Here is a 19,421-nt window from a genome sequence, read left to right on the forward strand (position 1 = left end):
TTAAAGACCGGTCTTAATGAAATTATAAGATTCAATAACTGAAGTTCATAGTTTTTTCGGTGTGCAAACGGCTGGGATTTTTATCTTGTGATTCTATTTGACACAGGTTTTCTGTATGATTTATGCGATATGCAAGATATAAGGGTATAATTTATATTTTGTTTTTCTAAGTAAGTGGTAGATTATCTCAATGTATTTATACGTTTTTAGTATCATGCGATTACTCTAAACCAGTTTATTTTGTTCCATTATAGGCATATTTCACGTAAAAAAAGATTAAAACAATTTTTAAAAAAATGGAATTGGTGTTAAAATTTTAACGATCTTTTTGAGAATGGTTTGAAAGTAATGTATAAAGATACTCTTTTGATTTTTTTACAGCTGTCGTTATAGATTTGTTGAATGCCAAATGCGCGGTAATGGCACTTGAAAGGATGCAACCTGTTCCACGCATTTCTCCTTTTAAACGTGGGGCGGAAATATTTGTTACTTGGGTTTTATCAATTAAAATGTCAGTTGCAAGGGTGCCGTCCGCATGTCCACCTTTTATCAATATATGGCGTGGACCAAATGAAAGAAGTTTTTTGGCTTGTTGTATTGCTTCTTCACAATTAGAAGCCAGTGGATTTTGGCTAAGAAAAGCTAATTCTTCCATATTAGGTGTTAAAAGTTCAATATGAGGAAGCAGTTTATTAAGCATAATTTCTGTAGTTTTTTCTGTTGTAAGTTTTCCTCCTGATGAGGCAGTGAGAACAGGATCAAAAACAACAGGAATATGGGAATAATCTTCTAATACATTGCAGATTGCCATTATAATTTCTTGAGTACCTGTCATCCCGATTTTGATTGCACGTATAGGGTTGGCTTCTAGGGCTACTCGCATTTGTGCGCCAACAAATTCTCCACTCATAGGAACAATTTTAGCAACGTGGTTGTCGTCTTGCACATTAACACAGGTGATTGCTAAATTTGCTTTTGTTTGTAAAAATGCAGCTGTCTCTATATCGCGAACAATGCCAGCACCACCTGTTGGATCAGTACCAGCAACAATAAGAATAGAAGGAATTAACGCCATTTTTGAGTCACTTTTATCCACTGTTGGGTACGCTCTTCTGGTTTTTTATGTAAAATAATATCGGTTACAACAGCAACACTATTAGCCCCTGCTTCCAAAACACCAGTAGCGCGTTCTGGTGTTAAACCGCCAATGCCAACTAAAGGTAAAGCACCAATCCGTTTCTTCCATTGTTTGATTTTTTCTAATCCTTGCGGAGCCCATTTCATTTTTTTAAGATTGTCGGATAAATAGGACCAAGTGCAATATATTCAGGAGAAACAGACATACTAATATCCAATTCATGTTCATCATGAGTACTAAGACCAAATTTGATACCATTTTTACGGATTGCAGGAATATCAGCGTTGCATAAATCTTCTTGTCCAAGATGAATAAAATCGCACTTTTCATCGATTGCTATTTTCCAATAATCATTAATGACTAATTGTGCTCCAAATTTATCGCATATATTTTTTGCTCGTTTTATATGGTGGTTTATTATTTCTATATTTTTGTTTTTCATACGTAATTGTATCAATTTTATCCCGAGAGGAACCAAACGTTCAACCCAATCGGCATTGTCAACGATGAGATAAAATGGATCAAGTTTCATGAAAATACTGCTTGTCCAATAACTGGTGTTGAAGGCACAGCTACGTTACGTGCTTCAAGAATTCCTGCTTTATAACCCATACGTCCTGCCTTAATAGCTTGAGAAAATGCTTCAGCCATTAATACAGGATCACCTGCTTTGGCAACAGCAGTGTTGAGCAATACTGCATCATAGCCAAGTTCCATAGCAATAGCGGCGTGCGATGGTCGTCCGATACCTGCATCAATAACAAGAGTAAGATCAGGCAAGTAAGCACGGATAGAACGCAACCCGTCAGTGTTACAGGGGCCTTTAGCAGATCCAATAGGAGCACACCAAGGCATAATGACACGGCAGCCAGCTTCTAAGAGTTTTTCAGCTACAATGAGATCATCTGTTGTATAGGCAAAAATTTGAAATCCTTCACTATTTAGAATTTTTGCTGCTTCGACTAAGGCAAAAACATTTGGCTGTAATGTATCCGAATTACCGGTAACTTCGAGCTTAATCCAAGGTGTTTTAAAGAGATCTCGTGCTAATTGGGCTGTGGTAACAGCTTCTTTGACGGTGTAACAACCAGCAGTATTAGGAAGTATTGTTACATTAAGTTCTTTTAGAAACTGCCAAAATTGTCCACCTTGTTTTCCGCCTGCAGTTTCTCGACGTAATGAAACTGTCACAATTTCTGTGTCAGATTTACGAATGGCTTCACGAAGGATTGCTGGTGAAGGATATCGAGCTGTTCCCAGTAAAAGGCGGGAAGAAAACTGAGATCCATAAAAATTCAACATAGTTTCAACCTCCTTGCATTGGACTTAGAATTTCAATTCTATCTCCTTCATGCAAAACAAATTGATTTCGTGAATCTGCAGGAACAACTTCAGAATTTACAGCAGTTGCTAGCCAATTTCCTTCATAACCTAATTCTTCAAGAAGTAAATTGAGATAAGTTACTTCTGTTTGGAGCATTTGACCATTGACAAATATTTGCATGCTTTATTCCAATGCTAGTTTTACTGCTTGTTTTGCCATTTCTGGAGACAAAAGAAAACCATGTCTATAAAAACCATTAATAGAAATATAGTTACCATGTCTGTTAACGCAAGGTAAATTATTAGGATAGCACGGACGTACACCGACGCCAGATTCTATAATTTCTGCTTCTGCAAAAGCAGGATGCAAAGTATAGGCAGCATTAAGAAATTCCATCATTGATCTTGCCGAAATTGCACCATTAAAGTCACTTTCAATCATTGTTGCTCCAATCATAAAAATATTATTTTCTCGGGGAACGATATAGAGTGGAATACGTGGGTGAAGAAGACGAATGGGGCGAGAAATTTGAATATCTGTGCTGCGTATTAAAAGCATCTCGCCGCGTACTCCACGTATATTTTTATCTTTTCCTAAACGCGCTATTCCTGTTGCATCAATAATAATATCAAAATTCTTTTCAGGTACTCCTGTATCAACAAAACATGCCCCGTTTTTTATAAGGATTTCTTTTAAAGTAATCAGTATTTTACGGGGGTCAATATGCGCTTCATTTTCATAAAAAAGTGCACAATTAAAACGTTCCGCAAGGTCAGGTTCAAGACGAGCTATTTCTGGACCTTCTATGGTTTTATGACTATTGGTGCATACTGAAAATCGTTTAAGTTCTGTGATATCTCGTGTGGGTGCAATGACTAAAGTGCCTTTTTGTATCACAATTTCGGGGAATATTTCCTTCCACCATTGTACACCTTGTATGCCAAGATCTTCGACAATTGGTTCAGAGCTTTCCCTTTCACAATAAGGTGCTAGCATACCTCCTGCATACCAGCTTGCAGTCCCTATGGGCGAATGTAGGGGAGCAGATACGGTAACAATTGCACCTTTTTGTTGTAACATAAAGGCAACCGTTAAACCGCCTATACCTGCGCCTTTTACAAGAATATTTTTCAACCGTTTACTATTTCTTTTTTTGCAGGAACAGCTTCTATATAAAGATCGCCGTTCTTTCGATATTGTTCGGCCATGGCGACCATGCCTTCATCTTTTACTTTTTTTGTTTCTACTGCATCACGGATATCATGAGAAATGCGCATTGAGCAGAATTTTGGTCCACACATAGAACAAAAATGGGTCAATTTATGTGCTTCTTTAGGCATTGTTTCATCGTGAAAAGCGCGCGCTGTATCTGGATCAAGTGAGAGATTAAATTGATCATACCAGCGAAAATCAAACCGTGCACGCGAAAGAGCGTCATCACGCAATTGAGCTCTCGGAAGACCTTTAGCAAGATCAGCAGCATGAGCAGCAATTTTATAAGTGATAACACCAGTTTTTACATCATTTTTGTCGGGTAATCCTAGATGCTCTTTAGGTGTTACATAGCAAAGCATGGCAGTTCCAAACCAACCGATCATAGCAGCTCCAATTGCTGATGTAATATGGTCATATCCAGGGGCAATGTCAGTTGTAAGGGGGCCTAAGGTATAAAAGGGTGCTTCATGACAAAGAGCTAGTTGTTGTTCCATATTTTCTTTAATTTTATGCATTGGTACATGACCAGGTCCTTCGATCATAACTTGTACGTCTTTTTCCCAAGCAATTTTTGTTAACTCTCCTAAAGTCTTAAGTTCAGCAAATTGAGCTTCATCATTAGCATCAGCAATAGAACCAGGACGCAATCCGTCACCCAATGAAAGAGAAACATCATATGTACGCGCAATATCACAAATTTCATCAAAATATTCATATAAAAAATTTTCTTTGTGGTGATACAGACACCACTTAGCCATAATAGACCCACCACGTGAAACAATACCTGTTACGCGATCAATAGTAAGTGGAATGAAAGGTAATCTTACTCCTGCATGAATAGTAAAGTAGTCAACACCTTGTTCAGCTTGTTCAATGAGGGTATCGCGAAAAATATCCCATGTTAAATTTTCAGCAATACCGTGCACTTTTTCGAGCGCTTGGTAAATTGGAACGGTTCCAATGGGAACTGGGGAATTTCGAATAATCCACTCGCGAATATTATGAATGTTACGCCCTGTTGAAAGATCCATAACTGTATCTGCTCCCCAGCGAATGGCCCAAACCATTTTTTCAACTTCTTCTGCCATAGATGAAGTGATTGCTGAATTGCCGATATTGGCATTAATTTTAACACGAAAATTGCGCCCAATAATCATTGGTTCGCATTCTGGATGATTGATATTTTTAGGAATGATAGCTCGTCCGCAAGCGACTTCATTGCGCACAAATTCTGCAGTATAGGTTTCTGGTATTGATGCACTAAATGCCTCATTTAATGCTGTTTTCTGTTGGTCTGGTTCTGTTAGACCTTCATTTTCACGGATAGCAACATATTCCATTTCTGCAGTAATAATACCTGCACGTGCATAAGCCATCTGTGTAATTGTTTTTCCATTTTTTGCACGCAAAATGGGTCGCTTTTGTTCAAAAGCTGGTGTAAGGTTATTATCATGAGTATAGCCATTATCTTCAGGTTTGACTAATCGAGCAGGGTAAGATTCAGTATCAGCACGTTCAGACAACCAAGGTTTACTGATTGCAGGAAGTCCTTTAGTGATATCAATGACAGTATCTTTATCGGTATAAGGTCCTGAAGTATCGTAGACGTTTAAAGATTTTTCATCACAGCCATCTGTCAGTGAAATCTCACGTAATGGTACACGCACATTAGTAAAAAGAGGACTTTGTTGATAAATTTTGCGTGATGCGGGAAAGGGACTGCAACTAACTGATGGAGTGTTTTTTTGCACAAACTTTTTCCTTATAAATTCATAATTAAAAAACGCACTGCAGGATTAACAGAGATGTATTCAACTAATAAAGTATACTTTAGTGAGGTTGTATACAATATCACTTTACCCCTAACATGTATTATCTAATCAAGCTCTGAAGATTTCATTTTGAGAAAAAGTCAATAAAAATTTTTATATATTTGCTTATAATATCCCAATCATAATCAGAGCACTTTATTTGCTAATCATGATCAGCTTAAATGTTTATATTGTCAATCGCAAAGATGTGTTCTCAACGATTTTAGAATGCTTTGGAGAGATAAAGGAAAAAATCATTGCAAGTAATTAACTAGTAACATTAAAAATTTTTCTTACTAAAGCGGCATAAAGAATGTATTATCATTAATTCACACACTATGATCTCCGACGTAAAAGACAAAATATTGATTATTATTACATATTCGTGACATATGCTTAAAGTTTGACAGTGATTGGGGTCAAAGAGCATGCAGGGTGCAATGCGTTTATTAGGCAATATTAGAAGATATAATGACTCCATATTTCAAGGAATATAATTGCTGTTACATGAGAGATATCTCAATATTGAAAGACTATTAAAAACCGATAAAATTCATAAAGCTGATTATTAGTTTTTAAATGACTGTTATTAATGGATAGTTTCAACCTATGAAGATATGCGTATAAAATTTTCAACGGTAGGTCAGAATTTTTGAATAAGCATTTAAAGACATCTACACGATCTTAATAAAAGATTACATTGGTGATCAAAATTGCACCTAGTTTCTTATGACTTATATTAGGAATTGGAATGTATGTTTATCAATACGCTATCAAATTAATTCATGCAAATATTTTCATAAAGAAATTAATTGATGTCATGAAATAATGATTAGTAAACTCAATGCCTTAAGATGCTTGATGACTTTATGAATATTTTTAAAAAGTAAAAAAAACTGGCAATTTAAACTGCCAGTTTTTAAGAGCGTAATTATAAAATATTAGAATGAGCGCTGGAAGCGAATCATAGCTTGCAAGGCATTTTTTCCATTTAAAGCAGCTGTATAACTTCTTTCAGAAGTACTTTTGTCAGTGAAACTACGATTGTCATTCCAAGAAACATAAGTTAATTCAGGCGTAATAGTAAAACCTGGAACCAATGTGTATGCAATATTGACAGAAGTCGAGAGAGTTTTTGCAGCACTATAAGAAATTTGAGCATTTAAATTTGCTTTTGGTGTGATTTTATAGGTTGCACCAGTCCAAGCAGCCCATTTTCCGCCCCAGTTTGCATAAATTGTAGTGTTTTCTCGTGATAATGTATTGTCATCACTTGCTGTGTAATAATCAAGGTTGTTTTTATAACCACCCATGACCCAGAGGTTTAAATAGTCATTAACATTGAAGTCAACACGCATTTTACCTGCCCATTTTTTATAGTAAGCGTCATAAGCTGCAACTGTTGATACACCTCCCCATTCTTGGAAAAATTTCATACCCAAAAGAATATGTGGAGTGTAGCCTTTTATATGCTTACTTGGAGCATCAATAACATCGGTAATTGAACCATTTTTATCAACATAGTAATAACTATTTAAGGGAGAAGGGCCTGAAGCATTACCTGACTCAGCACCAATAATAGCAGAAAAGCCAGTGCTGCTGTTGAAAGTATAAGAAATAACATTGGTACGTGTATTTCCTGCTGGTGCTATAAGGTCATCATTGATGACGTTACCATAAAAACCAGTCCAATGATTAAAAATTGTATCATCAAGACCTATACGAAAACCACCAAGCTCAATGTAAGCGGAACGAAGCTGTCCACCACTTTTGTCTTTTCCACTGTTCCATTCTGAGCGGATCTCTGCACGTGAACGAAGTGTTCCTAATTCGGTTTCGGAAGCAGTTTGAAAAATAAGGGTTAAGCGTGAAGCTACACGATAGGTTTTTTGATCATTATTTAAATCGGCATTAGTTTTTGCATCAATCTTCTCACCACTTTTGAAGTCAGCACGAACGTAACCTGATAAACGAATACATGTTTCTGTTCCAGGAATATAGAAATATCCTGGACCATATGCATCACAAACACGGACATATTCTATAGGCTTTGATTCTGCAGTAATTGTTGAATCAGCTTGTGCACTAGAGATTTCTGCAAGAACTACCGCAGAGCCTAAAAGAAGAGCTTTACTATTCATAATTAATCTCCAATTGAAGTTTAGTTTTTAAGGGTAAAATCATTGCAGTTTTTGAATTGATTAAGATAACGATCTCAAAAGAGATTCGACCCCCTCATCAACTACAACATACTAGTCTTTGCTCGATATACATAACGCGAAATGGTTTTGTTAAAAGTTATCCATGTATTATTTAGGTTATTGTCGCAAAAATGTTACAATATATTTCCTTGAATGTTTATTTGTTAACTTTTTGTCTTAAGTAAGATGCAGAAAAAGCCAAAATTTTAAATTTTTTGAAAAAAATTGAAAATGTCTTGAACTTTTTGTCGATACCGTTTATGCACCGATTTTGGAGAGGTGGCCGAGTGGTCGAAGGCGCTCCCCTGCTAAGGGAGTAGGGCTCAAAAGGCTCTCGAGAGTTCGAATCTCTTCCTCTCCGCCAGATTTAAAAATCACTAATAATTAAAGTTAGGGATTTTTGATCTTATTAGCTTATTTGTTGCTATCTTACTCTTTTTGAGATTTTTTGATTGTTTCTATTGTAAATTGTTTTCTACCAGTTGTCTTAGATTTAGATGAAGTAATGCCCTAATATTCTCAATCTAGCCAAAAAGTGCTTTCATTTGTGAAATAGTAACTTTTGCATTGGTTTATGCGGTGTTATTCATTTTTTTCATCTCCTACGCTGATTTTTGATATTTGCCTAGTATAGGTTTTATCAGATAATTTACAAAAATTTTGCGTAATCAATTTTTTACCTCTTCTAATGATAAAGGCCTCATGTTAATTAGGATGGCTTCAAATATTATAATTTATTTATGTCAAATTGACAAAACAGCTATTTGAGATTAGCTCTTTTTTATCAGTTTTTATTATAAAATATTACTCTTTACAAACAGATGTGGTGTCTTTTTTTAAGATAAGTTAGAAAGCTTTATGTTCTAAGTTTATTATGAAGCTCATAGCCATTAAAACATAAAAAAACAGTATATTATGGGATTTGTGCTTTAATTTTTCCATTTAATCAAAGATATCAGAAAATACACTATTTCATACTTATAAGTAAGTTGCTGTCTGTGGTAATATAAAGGGAATGTCTGCTTTAGGTAATGTAGAAACGCTTAAAGGACAATGATAAACGTCACGCAAATTTTGCGTCGTTAAAACAAAGGAAACGTTTCCTTCACAATGAATTTTCCCCTGACTGAACAATATCATTTTATCTGCATAGCAGGCAGCCAGATTAAGATCATGTAAGACAGCAAGAACACCACCACCACAACGAGCAAAATTTTGAGCGATATTCATAACAATGAGTTGATGTTGGATATCAAGGTTGGCAATGGGCTCATCTAATATTAGCCAACGAGGGGTTTTATTATAAACAGGTATCCATACTTGGCAAAGTACACGGGCAAGTTGTACTCTAGCTTGTTCTCCACCTGATAATTCATGATAATATCGGTCACTATAATTAGCTAGACCAACACGTTCTAGAGCTTTTTTAGGTAAAATTTTCAATTCTGTTTTTGTTATATTATGTTGGTGAACAGAAAGGCCGAGTTTTACCACTTCATGAACTAAAAATGGAAAAGCTAGTGTTGTTGATTGTGGTAGAACTGCACGCATCATTGCCATTTTACAAGTTTTTGTCTTGGTAATATCGTGACCATTCAATGTTATTTTGCCTCTGTAGGGAATCTCTCCACTCAATGCTTTAATGAAAGTGCTTTTTCCAGATCCATTTGGACCAATAATAACAGTGAAAGTACCACTTTTAATTTGGAGATTAATGTGATCGATAATGTATGTTTTTCCACGTTGAATGCAAATGTTAATTGCTTCAATCATAAAACGTTTGTCCCCCGTTGATGTATAAGAATCCAAAGAAAAAAGGGTGCTCCAAAAAGTGCTGTAACAATTCCAATTGGTAATTCTGCAGGGGCAATGATAAAGCGCGCAAATGTATCAGCAGAAATGATCAGAGCTGCTCCTAAAAGAGTAGAACAGGGAATAAGATAGCGATGATCAGGCCCAATAAGCAGGCGTAAAATGTGCGGAACTACAATACCAATAAAACTAATGCTACCGCTGACAGCAACTGCACCACCGCACATGAGAGCAACAAGTAAAATAGAAATATTTTTAACTTTTTGAATATGAAAACCAATATGACTAGCAACAGATTCTCCAAGAGACAAAGCATTCAGTGCGCGTGATAAAAACGGAGAAAAAAAGAGACCAATTCCGACAAAAGGTAAAATAAACCCAACTTTTAACCATGTCGCACCCGCAAGGGATCCAAGGTTCCAAAAAGTAATATCACGCAATTGCTGGTCGTTTGCGATAAAGATTAAAGCTCCAACAATAGCACTATTTAAAGCGCTGAGAGCAATTCCTGCAAGAAGCATTGTTGCAATAGAAGTACAATTATGACGTGTTGCAATTGCATAGAGAGTTATTGTTGATAGAAGTCCACCTAAAAAAGCGCTTATAATGACTTTATAAGACTCTAGAAAAGGTAAAAATAGGGGGGGAAAGTAACACCGACAACAATTGCTAAAACAGCACCAAGACTTGCACCTGCTGATACACCTACAACTCCAGGATCAGCAAGGGGATTACGGAAAATTCCTTGCATGAGAACACCAGAAACAGCTAAAGCTGAACCAACTAATAAACCCAAGATAATACGGGGAAATCTTATGTCAATAAACACAAGGTAATCATGAGTTTTACTGCTTACTGAAAAATCTTGTGTAAGAATCGCATGAATAAGATTAATAAAAGAAACATTTGATGCACCGTTTAATAGCCCTACTAAAATGCTAAAAATAAGGAATATTATTAGACTTAATAATGCAATTTTTCCTCGGGTTGCATGTCTTTCTTCTTTTATTTCAAGCATTTGTGCTTTTGAGATGCTATTGATCATTTTTATTAGCTCTTACATTTTAGTTCTCACTATAAAGCAAATTAATCAGTTCTTTTGATGCCTCTGCAGTACGTGGACCAAAACTTAAAAAATACATAGCATCTATTTGTTTAACAGCATTATTTTGTGCTGCAGGTGTAGCTTGAATCGCTGGTATAGTTAAAACTTGATCAATTTGGGATGAATTTTTAGGATGCGTCATAAGTAAGATAACGTCAGGGTTTGCTTTTAATAAAGCTTCATTATTTAAAGGTTTATATCCTTTATAACTAGAGATAGCGTTAATACCACCTGAAAGTTTTATCATGCCATCGGCAGCTGTATTTGTTCCAGATACCATGATACGCCCATTTTGCATTGAAAGAATAACAAGAACGCGTTTTTGTTTAGTTACTTTTGCCAAAAGCACATTATTATCCATAAAACTACGATTTATTTTTTTAATCAATGCAGCTGCCTGTGTTTCTCGATGCAGTGCTTTGCCAACAAGGCGAATTTTTTCTATTACATTTTCGCTAGAAAAGTTTTCTGGTACAATCACTAACGGTATTGACGTTTTTTTGAGAATGTCAATTGTTAAGGGAGGACCACTTCCTTCAATCAGCAATATACCTTCTGGGGTGAGCGATAAAACTCCTTCCGGAGAAAGAGCTCGCATATATCCAAGTTCAGGAAGTTTGAGTGCTTCTTGGGGGTATATGCTTGTGCTATCGCGGGCAACAAGCTGATCTTGGGCTCCTAATGCATAGACAATTTCTGTGAGAGATCCACCAATAGAAACAATTCGTGCATTTTTAGGAAAACTGGTTGTAAGTTCAGCAATTGCTTGGTGGGAAAAAGAAATAAAATAAAATAAAATGGAAATAAAAATAAGGTTTGATAATCTGCGCAAAAAAAGTGTGAACATTTCTTATCTTACCTTTTTAAGTAATTGCTGTTTTTAGTATAGGAGGAAAATCATTCAATAAAAAACGCCAATCTTCACGTTCTTTTTGACCTTCTTTTCTTATACCAAAAAATTGAACAATCATTTCACCATTTTTATCAAAAACTTCCAATGAACTGACATAGCCATCACGAGTAGGTTTACGAACACGCCATATTTTATCGACACCAGAAACGAGTATATGAAGGTTAAATTTTTCATCAAGAATATTAAGCCAAGGGCCTATTTGTTTAATATTTTTAATTTGTCCACTAAAAATTTGAATACATCCTTTATTGCCAACAAAACACATAATTGGTATTTTTTGTTGTGCGATTTTGTTTAGCATCATTTCAAGAGATTCTATATTTAATTCATCAGCAAATTCGTTACCAGCATATTTTACAGCATCATGTCGATTGATTTTAAATTCCGAAATAATTTCATGAAGCTGATGTACATCAGTCATTTGTCGCCAACGATTGCGGAATTTTTCGATATTTATATCTGCTGTATCATGTTGTGTGGGGGTAGGAGAGGGGTGAATTTCAAGATTAGGTAACTGGTCTTCACTAAGAAGTTTTCTAACAAGTATATTCCATTCCTCCATATTTGTTGTATCTTTAGAATAGATTTTGAAGATAGCAACACCGGATTGATCGAAAAATTGCAAACTTTTAGTGGGTTTTCCAGAAATAAGCATTTCATATTCAAAACCAAATTTCCATTGTTTTGGAAAAATACGCAAGTCAATTTCACCAAGTGTTATAGGAACATGTTGATTTTGCACAATTTTTTCAAAACATCCTATTTTTTCGTGAACAGCATATTCATTACGTGTTAATGCCATAACTGTTCCAATTTTAGGAGCGTTTTCAAGGAGAGTAGTCACATCAGTATTTAATTTTTTTGCTTTTTCAGTAGCACAATAAGCAGCAATAAGCTCTGCTTCAGATATACCAATCGAAGTAGCAAAATCACGATTACGCATTTCTTTTTTTTCTCGCAATCTAATGATCTCTTCAGCTGTATAAGACATAAATTCTCCTTGAGTTACCTAATTTTATAATCTTAAAACGATAAGCTGAACTATAGCTTTGCAATAGTTCAGCTTACCATCAAACAAATCTTTATTATCGATAATAGAACAACCAAAACTTGGTAAATTAGAAACATTAAAAGCGCTTGTCTCAATTTTTTTAAGGAAAATAGAAACTAAAACGCAATACTTCTCCTTTTTAATATGATTTTTAGAATTTCTAATAGAAATAGTTAAAATTTTTGCACAAGCGATACCTTAAAGTTACGACCTGGCTGACTGAAATAATCTTTAGGTGGTGGTGCTACACCGCTATGTGAAGCAGAGGGAAGATCAGTTGCATTCCAATATTTTTTATTGAAAAGATTATAAACACCAACTCTTATAATAGGGCCTTTTTCACCAAAAGGTTCCCACCACCCTAACACATCAACTAAATTATAACTTGGAGTTTTTGCATAATCGGAATTCTTTTCTACTTTATCACGTTTAGCGGCTAAAGTGAGCATAATATCAGCTCCCCACGTCTCTTGTGCATACCCAAATCCTATAACGGCTTTTAAAGCTGGGATTGAATTAAGATATTCATTTTTATCAAGATCTTTTCCTTGTGCGTATGCAAAGGAAAAATTACTATGAAAATTTTGATTAAGAGCTAAATATGCTTTAGCTTCAATACCAGAGATACGAACATGAGCACGATTTATGTAATGCTTGCGCGCTAACCTAAATTCTCGTGATGGTCCTTTATCTATAATATCAATAAAATTTTTATATTGATTGGTGAAGACGCTGATAGAACCGTCAAAATTTACATTTCCGTATTTTATACCAATATCATATCCATTACTGATTTCTGGTTTAAGATTTGGATTGCCAGCCATGTAATAAAAAGAAGGATTGATATAGGTGACGTAGAGTTCGGAAACACTTGGTGCACGGAAAGCTTGTGCCCACTGGCCATAAAATGTCACTTGATCATTAGCATCCCATTCTATACGCAATTTGGGAGAAAAATGCGAACCGCCATTTTCTGTAAGCTGTTCTTTAGAAATGATTGTTTTTTTATAAGAAGGCGTTTTCTGCGGGACGTGTTTATACCAGTCGTAGCGGATTCCAGGTATAACGCGAACATGGTTATTAGAAAAACCAATTGCATCTTCAAAAGCTAAACTAAAACCATGGCTATGAGTATCTGGTGTATCAGATTGATTGGTATGTAAAAAAGCACATCCATGCGCATTCTCTCTCAAGTGACAATTATCTTGACCAGACGCATATTGATGAAGTTTGGATGCAAAGATGCCAGTAGAAAATTTCAATGTATGACTAATAGCGCCTATATCGATTTTTTTGAAACTATCGGCATTAAAGCCATAATTAATATTACGTATAAGGTTATCTCTTAAATAGTCCCCTTGTGGTGGTTTTATACGATATCCTTTTAAAACTTGGTTATTTGATAGTTTCTGCCAATAAAGTTGCCCATGAAATGCATCAAAAACAGTGTCTCCATTACCACTATAATCGTAGGAAATCGAAAAACGCTCACGGTATTTATTATTCTTATCATAAACTGAGCCTGGAGAATATGTTGTAGAGGAAGCATTCAATGAATGAGTGTCTTTATTATGATAAAAACGTCCTGCTGTAAAACCAATTTTATGGTCGCTATTAAAATATTGATACATTTTAAAAAGTAGATTATTTTGATCAAAATCAGCAGGATTTGCACGTGTACGCTCACTTCCGTAAGTATCTACAGTTCCCATATTTTTACGTTCATGACCTCCTACACGAGATCCTTGGAAAAGTAGAAAGGTTTGGTAAGCTCGTACTGCAAAGGCTTCATCTATATGCCAACTATTATCAGCAGAATTATAACTACCCTTTGTAAGACTACCCCAATTTTTCTCTTCTGTGAGAAGATCTTCAGGATCAAGGGTACGTAAAGCAACAATTCCACTTAGTGCTTCAGAGCCATAACGGCTAGAATCTGATCCTCTAATAATATCAAGTGTAGAAAGGGAATTAAGGTCAAACATTGAACTTCCACCCTTAATACCGCGTACCCCATCATTAAGCCACGGAAGTGGAATGCCATCTATTGTCACAAGAACACGATTAGCACTTAAACCACGAATCACGAAACTATCATTATTTGAATTATAGGTTATAGCTGGATTGAGACGTCCAATATCATGAATATCATTTATTTGTTTTTGTTCAATATCTCGAGCAGTTTCACGGTCGGTTAAAATTGTTACTGTATCCAGAGGATTTACTGTTTTTCTTTTTTCAATCACAATTGGATTGAGTTCAATTACGGTGTTCGGATCACTGTTTTGTAAAAGAATAATATTACTATTTTGTGCAAAAACGAAAGAAGGTATCCAGATTGATAATACGCTTAAAGCTATACAACTTTTATAAATGCTTTTTGGTTTTATTTGCATAAGACACCGTTAAAATTTCTCTTAAATGCCCCGTAATTTTAAAATATTTCACACTACAAAAACCCTGCTCCCCAACCACAAAGATTAGTTAAAAAAGTAATAGTGATCCCAATATGAAATGAAAGTAATATATTAAACATGATAAAAAGCGTCAAGAAAAAGTTGTAATTTGAAAAGGATCAATTTTAATACAATTTAGTATTAATTTAATGTAGAATGCTGATGGATGAAGATTATGAATTTTACAAATACTGGGCGGTTATCAATCCTTTGGGTGGGGGCATTTATGAGCGCTCTTTCTTTACATGCTGCATTGGGAATACGATTTTATTTTCAAAATGTTAATATGAGCGATAGTGTATTTCTTCCACCAACGATTATGCTGACTTTTGCACAAGAAATCTCACACTCTAACATTAACACTAATACGGATTTGGAAATATTGCAGTCTAGTTTTTCAGAGCAAGAACAAAAAATATCAGAGTCAGCACTCAATGAGGTCCAATCGATAGGATCTCAATTTTCGGAAGAGATTCAATCCTCACAAGAATCCCAGCCGATCATAGAAGAAAATGATTTTATGGTACAAAAAGCTTTTAAAAAATCTCAGACTTCTAAAATGGAACATAAAGCACTTGTCAGGAAAGCATTATCAGTGTCAAAAACTGTAGCAAAGCAAAGTAATGCAAAATCAGTACATTCGCTTTCTGTTGGTAAGGATAATAATACGAAGCTTGATGATGCATTATCTATGCAGTGGTTGGCGAAGGTACAAGCACAATTAGAAAGGCAAAAAAATTATGTTATGAGGCACCGTACTACTCATGCAAAAGGGGTAGTGCAATTAGAATTTAAGGTGCATAAACAGGGAAATATTTTTTCTAGCCGTATTGCACTTTCTTCTAATGATCAGGAACTTGATCGATTAGCCATGGCAGCACTTCAGCGTGTTGGTATTCTTCCTCCACCACCACTTTCAAAAGAGAATAAGATTATTAGAATATCTTTAATATTTAACTGATTTTACACAGTTTTATTAGTGAACAGAACATATCTTTTTATAAAAAATTAGATTAAAATTTATCGATATTCATTCAAAACAAATAGATTTTATTATATTAGATTTTTGAATCAGTTTTTATGATGTATATTTTAAAAATTATTATGACACTGTAATTTATGAAATAAATAATAGCAAAAGACTTTTCTTTAAATGAATTAAATTTATGATCTTCAGTGTCCAGTGATAAGGTGTGTTTTAATATCTGTTATTTCATTAAAACGGGTTTTGTAAACTACATAATTTTCCATAACACGCATTACATAGTTACGTGTTTCTGGATAAGGGATTCGCTCAACCCAATCGACAACTTTATCGAGAGATTGTCCTCTAGGGTCGCCGTAACGTGCTATCCACTCATTTACACGACGAGGCCCTGCATTATAACCGATACAAGTTAATATATAAGACCCGTTAAAACGTTCCAATTGTTCACCTAGAAAATGAGCACCTAATGTAGTATTATAACTAGGGTCATTTCTAAATTTTTGCGGTGACCACGCAATGGAATATTTATTTGCAAGTTCTTTTGCTGTTGTTGGTAGTAATTGGAGCATACCTTGGGCTCCCGCTTTTGATGTAGCTGTTGGGTTAAATTCGCTTTCTTGGCGTGCAATAGCATAGACAAGAGCTTTTTCTGCTGCAGAAATGTTAGCAGATGGTGGAATGGCCCCGATAGGGTGGGATAGTGCACCGACATTTTTACCTTGAAGAACAGCAGTTTTACCTATTTTAAGACTGGTGTGATAATCACCCTTTTTTTCTGCCATAACGGCCAAAAGGGCTAATTCGCCAGGGCTTTCTATTTCTTTACTAAGTTCTCTATAAAAAATATTAGCAAGATTAGCATATCCAGTAGCTTCAAGTCGTTGAATAATTTTCACAGCTTTTCGTGTGCTAAAACGTTGCCGTTCAGCAGTTGTTGGTTTAGGAAAGGAAATGTTAAGCTTTTTTTGATTAAGTCGTGAAGCTGCTAATTGACCATAATAAGTTATATTAAAATGGGCAGCACGACGAAAATAATGTCGAGCATTTTCATGGTCGCCTAAAATTTCTGCTGTTCGTCCCATCCAATAATAACCGCGGGATTTTGAAAAATGATGAGGAGATAACTGAGGAATACGCGTGAAATGACGCATTGCTAATTTAGGATCGTGAAGAAATCTCAATGCGTACCACCCTGCATGAAATTCAGCATCAGCTGCTAATAAAGGTGTTAAACCGATGTGAGTTGCAACGAGTTGGTAAGCAATTTTAGGTTTATTTAAGTCAAGCATTTCGCGGGAAATAGTGCGCCGTTCTATCCACCATATATTAGGGTTGATAAGACTTGCTGCATCTCGGGGTGCTTTCATCATAAGTGTTGCTGCAGCACTATATTGTCCAGTTCGTCTAAGATAGCGAATATGAGCAAATTGTAAGAGAGGATCTTGTTTCCAAGATTGATCAACAGCTTGTAATTTTTGTGCAGCTCTAGGGTCATTATTTGTAACTGCAGCAAAGGCATTAAAAAGGGATTGAGCACGAGCTAGTGTTGCGATTCGTCCAGCTGAATCAATACGATTTTCATAAAGCATAATCTGCATGCGTTTCAGATGGTCAATAGGTTTTAATGTAGTACCTACGTTTTTAAGGATAAGCTCTTCTTCTTTTGCATTAAGTTGTGCTTTATACCACCATGGTGCAATAATTTGTCGTGCACGTGCGGTTTTCCCAGTTGCTATAAGTGCTCTAGTAAGTGCAGCCATACCTTGTACTGTAAGGGGGTGGGTGTGAGCAAATTTTTGAATGATTATTTGTGGGGAATTGGTTTCATTGGTAAAAGCACGTTCAGCATTACGTTTCATAATGGTTATGCCAGGCCACCCTTTTAATTCATTAATTGCATTAAATAATTCAGAGCTAGGTATATCAGTATAATTTGATGTGCTGATTGCCCATGTTAAAATATGGCGGTCAAGGCTATTTTTCGCCATTGCATTACGAAGAGCTATCGTTTTTGCAATATTTTTATTTGAAAGGGCATCTAAACCTAATTTAAGTTGGTTGACTGAAATGATATCGTTAGTTGTAAGGTTATTGTCAATCGATTGAAGTGGGTTCTTGGGTTTCTCTGTTATTGCAAATGAGTAAGGTCGAGCTAAAGGGATTGGTAATTTTTTAGGTAGCAGAACTTTTTGAGCAAACACATTTGAGCACAAAATTGCCAATATTAATGTAATAAAAATTGGTATGAAAAAGTGAACAAGAAATGTACGCATCGATCTTAAGATTTTGCTTTTTAAGCATTTTATAAACTTTAAAACAAAAAGCGTGAAAGGCACGTTAATGGATTATAGTATTTTTAAGAAATATTCCAAATTGAAAAAAGTAATATATTAACATTGTGAAAGCATTTATGGAATTCTTCTTGTTTCAATTATATAGCAAGACTATGCTCTATAATAAGTAATTTAAAAGATAGTTGTTTTTTAAGTGAAACTTAAATTACGAGGAGTTTATTATGCTCGAGGGAGCGCTGACTGCACTTATCACACCATTTGATGAAAATGGTGATGTCGATGAAAGAACGTTTTGCAATTTTGTCGAGTGGCAGGTTACACAAGGTATTAATGGTGTGGTTCCGGTTGGAACAACGGGCGAGTCACCAACTTTAAGCCATGAGGAACATAAACGAGTTGTAGAGTTATGTGTTGAGCAGGTTGCTAAGCGTATTCCTGTTATTGCAGGGGCAGGGTCAAATAGTACAGATGAGGCTGTAGAGCTTGCACAACATGCAGAAAAAACAGGTGCTGATGCAGTTTTGGTTGTAACTCCTTATTATAATAAACCTAATCAAAGAGGATTATACGCTCATTTTGCTGCTATTGCGAAAGCTATTTCTATTCCGATTGTAATTTATAATATTCCTGGTCGTTCTATTGTTGATATGACTATAGAAACCATGAAAAGTCTATATCAGGATTTTAACAATATTATTGGTATCAAGGATGCGACAGGAGACATTGAACGGGTAAGTCAGCAACGCAAAGAATGTGGTGAAGACTTTCTTCAATTTTCCGGTGATGATAGTACAGCATTGGGTTTTAATGTACACGGCGGTATGGGATGTATTTCAGTTTCATCCAATGTTGCTCCAAAACTTTGTGCACAACTTCAAGCTGCTTGTCGTCGTGGTGATTATAAGATGGCATTAGAGTTAAACGATCGTTTAATGCCTCTAAATTATGGAGTTTTTATTGAACCGAATCCAGCAGGTATTAAATATGCTGCTGCAAAATTAGGACTTTGTCGTGATACTGTTCGTTTACCGATTGTTCCATTAGAAGATACTACAAAAAGAATTATCGATGCGGCTTTACAGCATGCTGGCCTCATCCAAGAATTGAAATAAC

13 protein-coding genes, 1 tRNA gene and 2 pseudogenes are annotated in these 19,421 nt (G+C 35.5%); 3 read left to right on the forward strand and 13 right to left on the reverse strand.

All coding sequences use genetic code 11. The annotated features are described in order from the left end of the window. Positions 1 to 316: 316 nt before the first annotated feature. From BWD162_RS01390 to BWD162_RS01420, 7 genes and pseudogenes are all read right to left on the reverse strand, one after another. Entirely contained in the window at positions 317 to 1,075 is a 759-nt protein-coding gene (locus BWD162_RS01390) for a hydroxymethylpyrimidine/phosphomethylpyrimidine kinase (protein WP_078705127.1), read from the reverse strand. Further along, positions 1,066 to 1,670 (reverse strand): annotated as a pseudogene (locus tag BWD162_RS01395) (thiamine phosphate synthase). Before BWD162_RS01395 ends, BWD162_RS01390 begins: the two are co-directional and overlap by 10 nt. Next, positions 1,667 to 2,440: a thiazole synthase gene (locus BWD162_RS01400; RefSeq protein WP_078705128.1), complete on the reverse strand. Its 774-nt coding sequence runs from the start codon at positions 2,438 to 2,440 to the stop codon at positions 1,667 to 1,669. The pseudogene BWD162_RS01395 and the gene BWD162_RS01400 overlap by 4 nt, the downstream one beginning before the upstream one ends. 4 nt (positions 2,441 to 2,444) lie before the next feature. Then, positions 2,445 to 2,642, reverse strand: a complete 198-nt coding sequence (gene thiS, locus BWD162_RS01405; protein WP_078663050.1) for a sulfur carrier protein ThiS — start codon at positions 2,640 to 2,642, stop codon at positions 2,445 to 2,447. 3 nt (positions 2,643 to 2,645) lie between these two features. Then, positions 2,646 to 3,596: an FAD-dependent oxidoreductase gene (locus BWD162_RS01410; RefSeq protein WP_078705129.1), complete on the reverse strand. Its 951-nt coding sequence runs from the start codon at positions 3,594 to 3,596 to the stop codon at positions 2,646 to 2,648. After that, the gene (gene thiC / locus BWD162_RS01415; RefSeq protein WP_078705130.1) at positions 3,593 to 5,428 is read right to left on the reverse strand and encodes a phosphomethylpyrimidine synthase ThiC; all 1,836 of its coding nucleotides are present in this window, start codon (positions 5,426 to 5,428) and stop codon (positions 3,593 to 3,595) included. Before thiC ends, BWD162_RS01410 begins: the two co-directional genes overlap by 4 nt. A 1,001-nt stretch (positions 5,429 to 6,429) precedes the next feature. Continuing rightward, the gene (locus BWD162_RS01420) at positions 6,430 to 7,629 is read right to left on the reverse strand and encodes a porin (protein ID WP_078705131.1); all 1,200 of its coding nucleotides are present in this window, start codon (positions 7,627 to 7,629) and stop codon (positions 6,430 to 6,432) included. 333 nt (positions 7,630 to 7,962) lie between these two features. Here BWD162_RS01420 and BWD162_RS01425 point away from each other — a divergent pair. Beyond that, positions 7,963 to 8,053: transfer RNA gene (locus BWD162_RS01425), tRNA-Ser, on the forward strand. 614 nt (positions 8,054 to 8,667) lie between these two features. On the opposite strand, the gene BWD162_RS01430 is transcribed toward BWD162_RS01425, so the two are convergent. From BWD162_RS01430 to BWD162_RS01450, 5 genes and pseudogenes are all read right to left on the reverse strand, one after another. Further along, the gene (locus BWD162_RS01430) at positions 8,668 to 9,462 is read right to left on the reverse strand and encodes a heme ABC transporter ATP-binding protein (protein WP_078705132.1); all 795 of its coding nucleotides are present in this window, start codon (positions 9,460 to 9,462) and stop codon (positions 8,668 to 8,670) included. After that, positions 9,459 to 10,546: pseudogene (locus tag BWD162_RS01435) on the reverse strand (FecCD family ABC transporter permease). Before BWD162_RS01435 ends, BWD162_RS01430 begins: the two are co-directional and overlap by 4 nt. 19 nt (positions 10,547 to 10,565) lie before the next feature. Then, positions 10,566 to 11,453: a heme/hemin ABC transporter substrate-binding protein gene (locus BWD162_RS01440; protein ID WP_078705133.1), complete on the reverse strand. Its 888-nt coding sequence runs from the start codon at positions 11,451 to 11,453 to the stop codon at positions 10,566 to 10,568. A 16-nt stretch (positions 11,454 to 11,469) separates the two neighbouring features. Next, complete coding sequence (locus BWD162_RS01445; protein ID WP_078705134.1) at positions 11,470 to 12,510, reverse strand: hemin-degrading factor; 1,041 nt, start codon at positions 12,508 to 12,510, stop codon at positions 11,470 to 11,472. 233 nt (positions 12,511 to 12,743) lie between these two features. Then, positions 12,744 to 14,966: a TonB-dependent hemoglobin/transferrin/lactoferrin family receptor gene (locus BWD162_RS01450; protein WP_078705135.1), complete on the reverse strand. Its 2,223-nt coding sequence runs from the start codon at positions 14,964 to 14,966 to the stop codon at positions 12,744 to 12,746. Between the two features lie 235 nt (positions 14,967 to 15,201). Between BWD162_RS01450 and BWD162_RS01455 the strand changes: the two genes are divergently transcribed. After that, a complete protein-coding gene (locus BWD162_RS01455) occupies positions 15,202 to 15,987 on the forward strand; it encodes an energy transducer TonB family protein (RefSeq protein ID WP_078706107.1) in 786 nt (261 codons plus the stop codon). Between the two features lie 212 nt (positions 15,988 to 16,199). Here BWD162_RS01455 and BWD162_RS01460 read toward each other — a convergent pair whose 3' ends face one another. Continuing rightward, complete coding sequence (locus tag BWD162_RS01460; RefSeq protein WP_078705136.1) at positions 16,200 to 18,287, reverse strand: lytic transglycosylase domain-containing protein; 2,088 nt, start codon at positions 18,285 to 18,287, stop codon at positions 16,200 to 16,202. A gap of 242 nt (positions 18,288 to 18,529) precedes the next feature. On the opposite strand from BWD162_RS01460, the gene dapA reads away from it, so the two are divergent. Further along, entirely contained in the window at positions 18,530 to 19,420 is an 891-nt protein-coding gene (gene dapA, locus BWD162_RS01465; RefSeq protein WP_078705137.1) for a 4-hydroxy-tetrahydrodipicolinate synthase, read from the forward strand. Position 19,421 lies beyond the last annotated feature (1 nt).

Origin of the sequence: Bartonella sp. WD16.2 (assembly GCF_002022505.1) — a bacterium.
In the GTDB taxonomy this organism is placed as follows: domain Bacteria; phylum Pseudomonadota; class Alphaproteobacteria; order Rhizobiales; family Rhizobiaceae; genus Bartonella.

What these genes read in the sequence shown, in the direction of transcription:
- BWD162_RS01450 (WP_078705135.1), bottom strand. Translation starts at nt 14,966, where the DNA reads ATGCAAATAAAACCAAAAAGCATTTATAAAAGTTGTATAGCTTTAAGC.
- BWD162_RS01455 (WP_078706107.1), top strand. Translation starts at nt 15,202, where the DNA reads ATGAATTTTACAAATACTGGGCGGTTATCAATCCTTTGGGTGGGGGCA.
- BWD162_RS01445 (WP_078705134.1), bottom strand. Translation starts at nt 12,510, where the DNA reads ATGTCTTATACAGCTGAAGAGATCATTAGATTGCGAGAAAAAAAAGAA.
- BWD162_RS01400 (WP_078705128.1), bottom strand. Translation starts at nt 2,440, where the DNA reads ATGTTGAATTTTTATGGATCTCAGTTTTCTTCCCGCCTTTTACTGGGA.
- thiS (WP_078663050.1), bottom strand. Translation starts at nt 2,642, where the DNA reads ATGCAAATATTTGTCAATGGTCAAATGCTCCAAACAGAAGTAACTTAT.
- dapA (WP_078705137.1), top strand. Translation starts at nt 18,530, where the DNA reads ATGCTCGAGGGAGCGCTGACTGCACTTATCACACCATTTGATGAAAAT.
- BWD162_RS01460 (WP_078705136.1), bottom strand. Translation starts at nt 18,287, where the DNA reads ATGCGTACATTTCTTGTTCACTTTTTCATACCAATTTTTATTACATTA.
- BWD162_RS01440 (WP_078705133.1), bottom strand. Translation starts at nt 11,453, where the DNA reads ATGTTCACACTTTTTTTGCGCAGATTATCAAACCTTATTTTTATTTCC.
- BWD162_RS01390 (WP_078705127.1), bottom strand. Translation starts at nt 1,075, where the DNA reads ATGGCGTTAATTCCTTCTATTCTTATTGTTGCTGGTACTGATCCAACA.
- BWD162_RS01420 (WP_078705131.1), bottom strand. Translation starts at nt 7,629, where the DNA reads ATGAATAGTAAAGCTCTTCTTTTAGGCTCTGCGGTAGTTCTTGCAGAA.
- BWD162_RS01430 (WP_078705132.1), bottom strand. Translation starts at nt 9,462, where the DNA reads ATGATTGAAGCAATTAACATTTGCATTCAACGTGGAAAAACATACATT.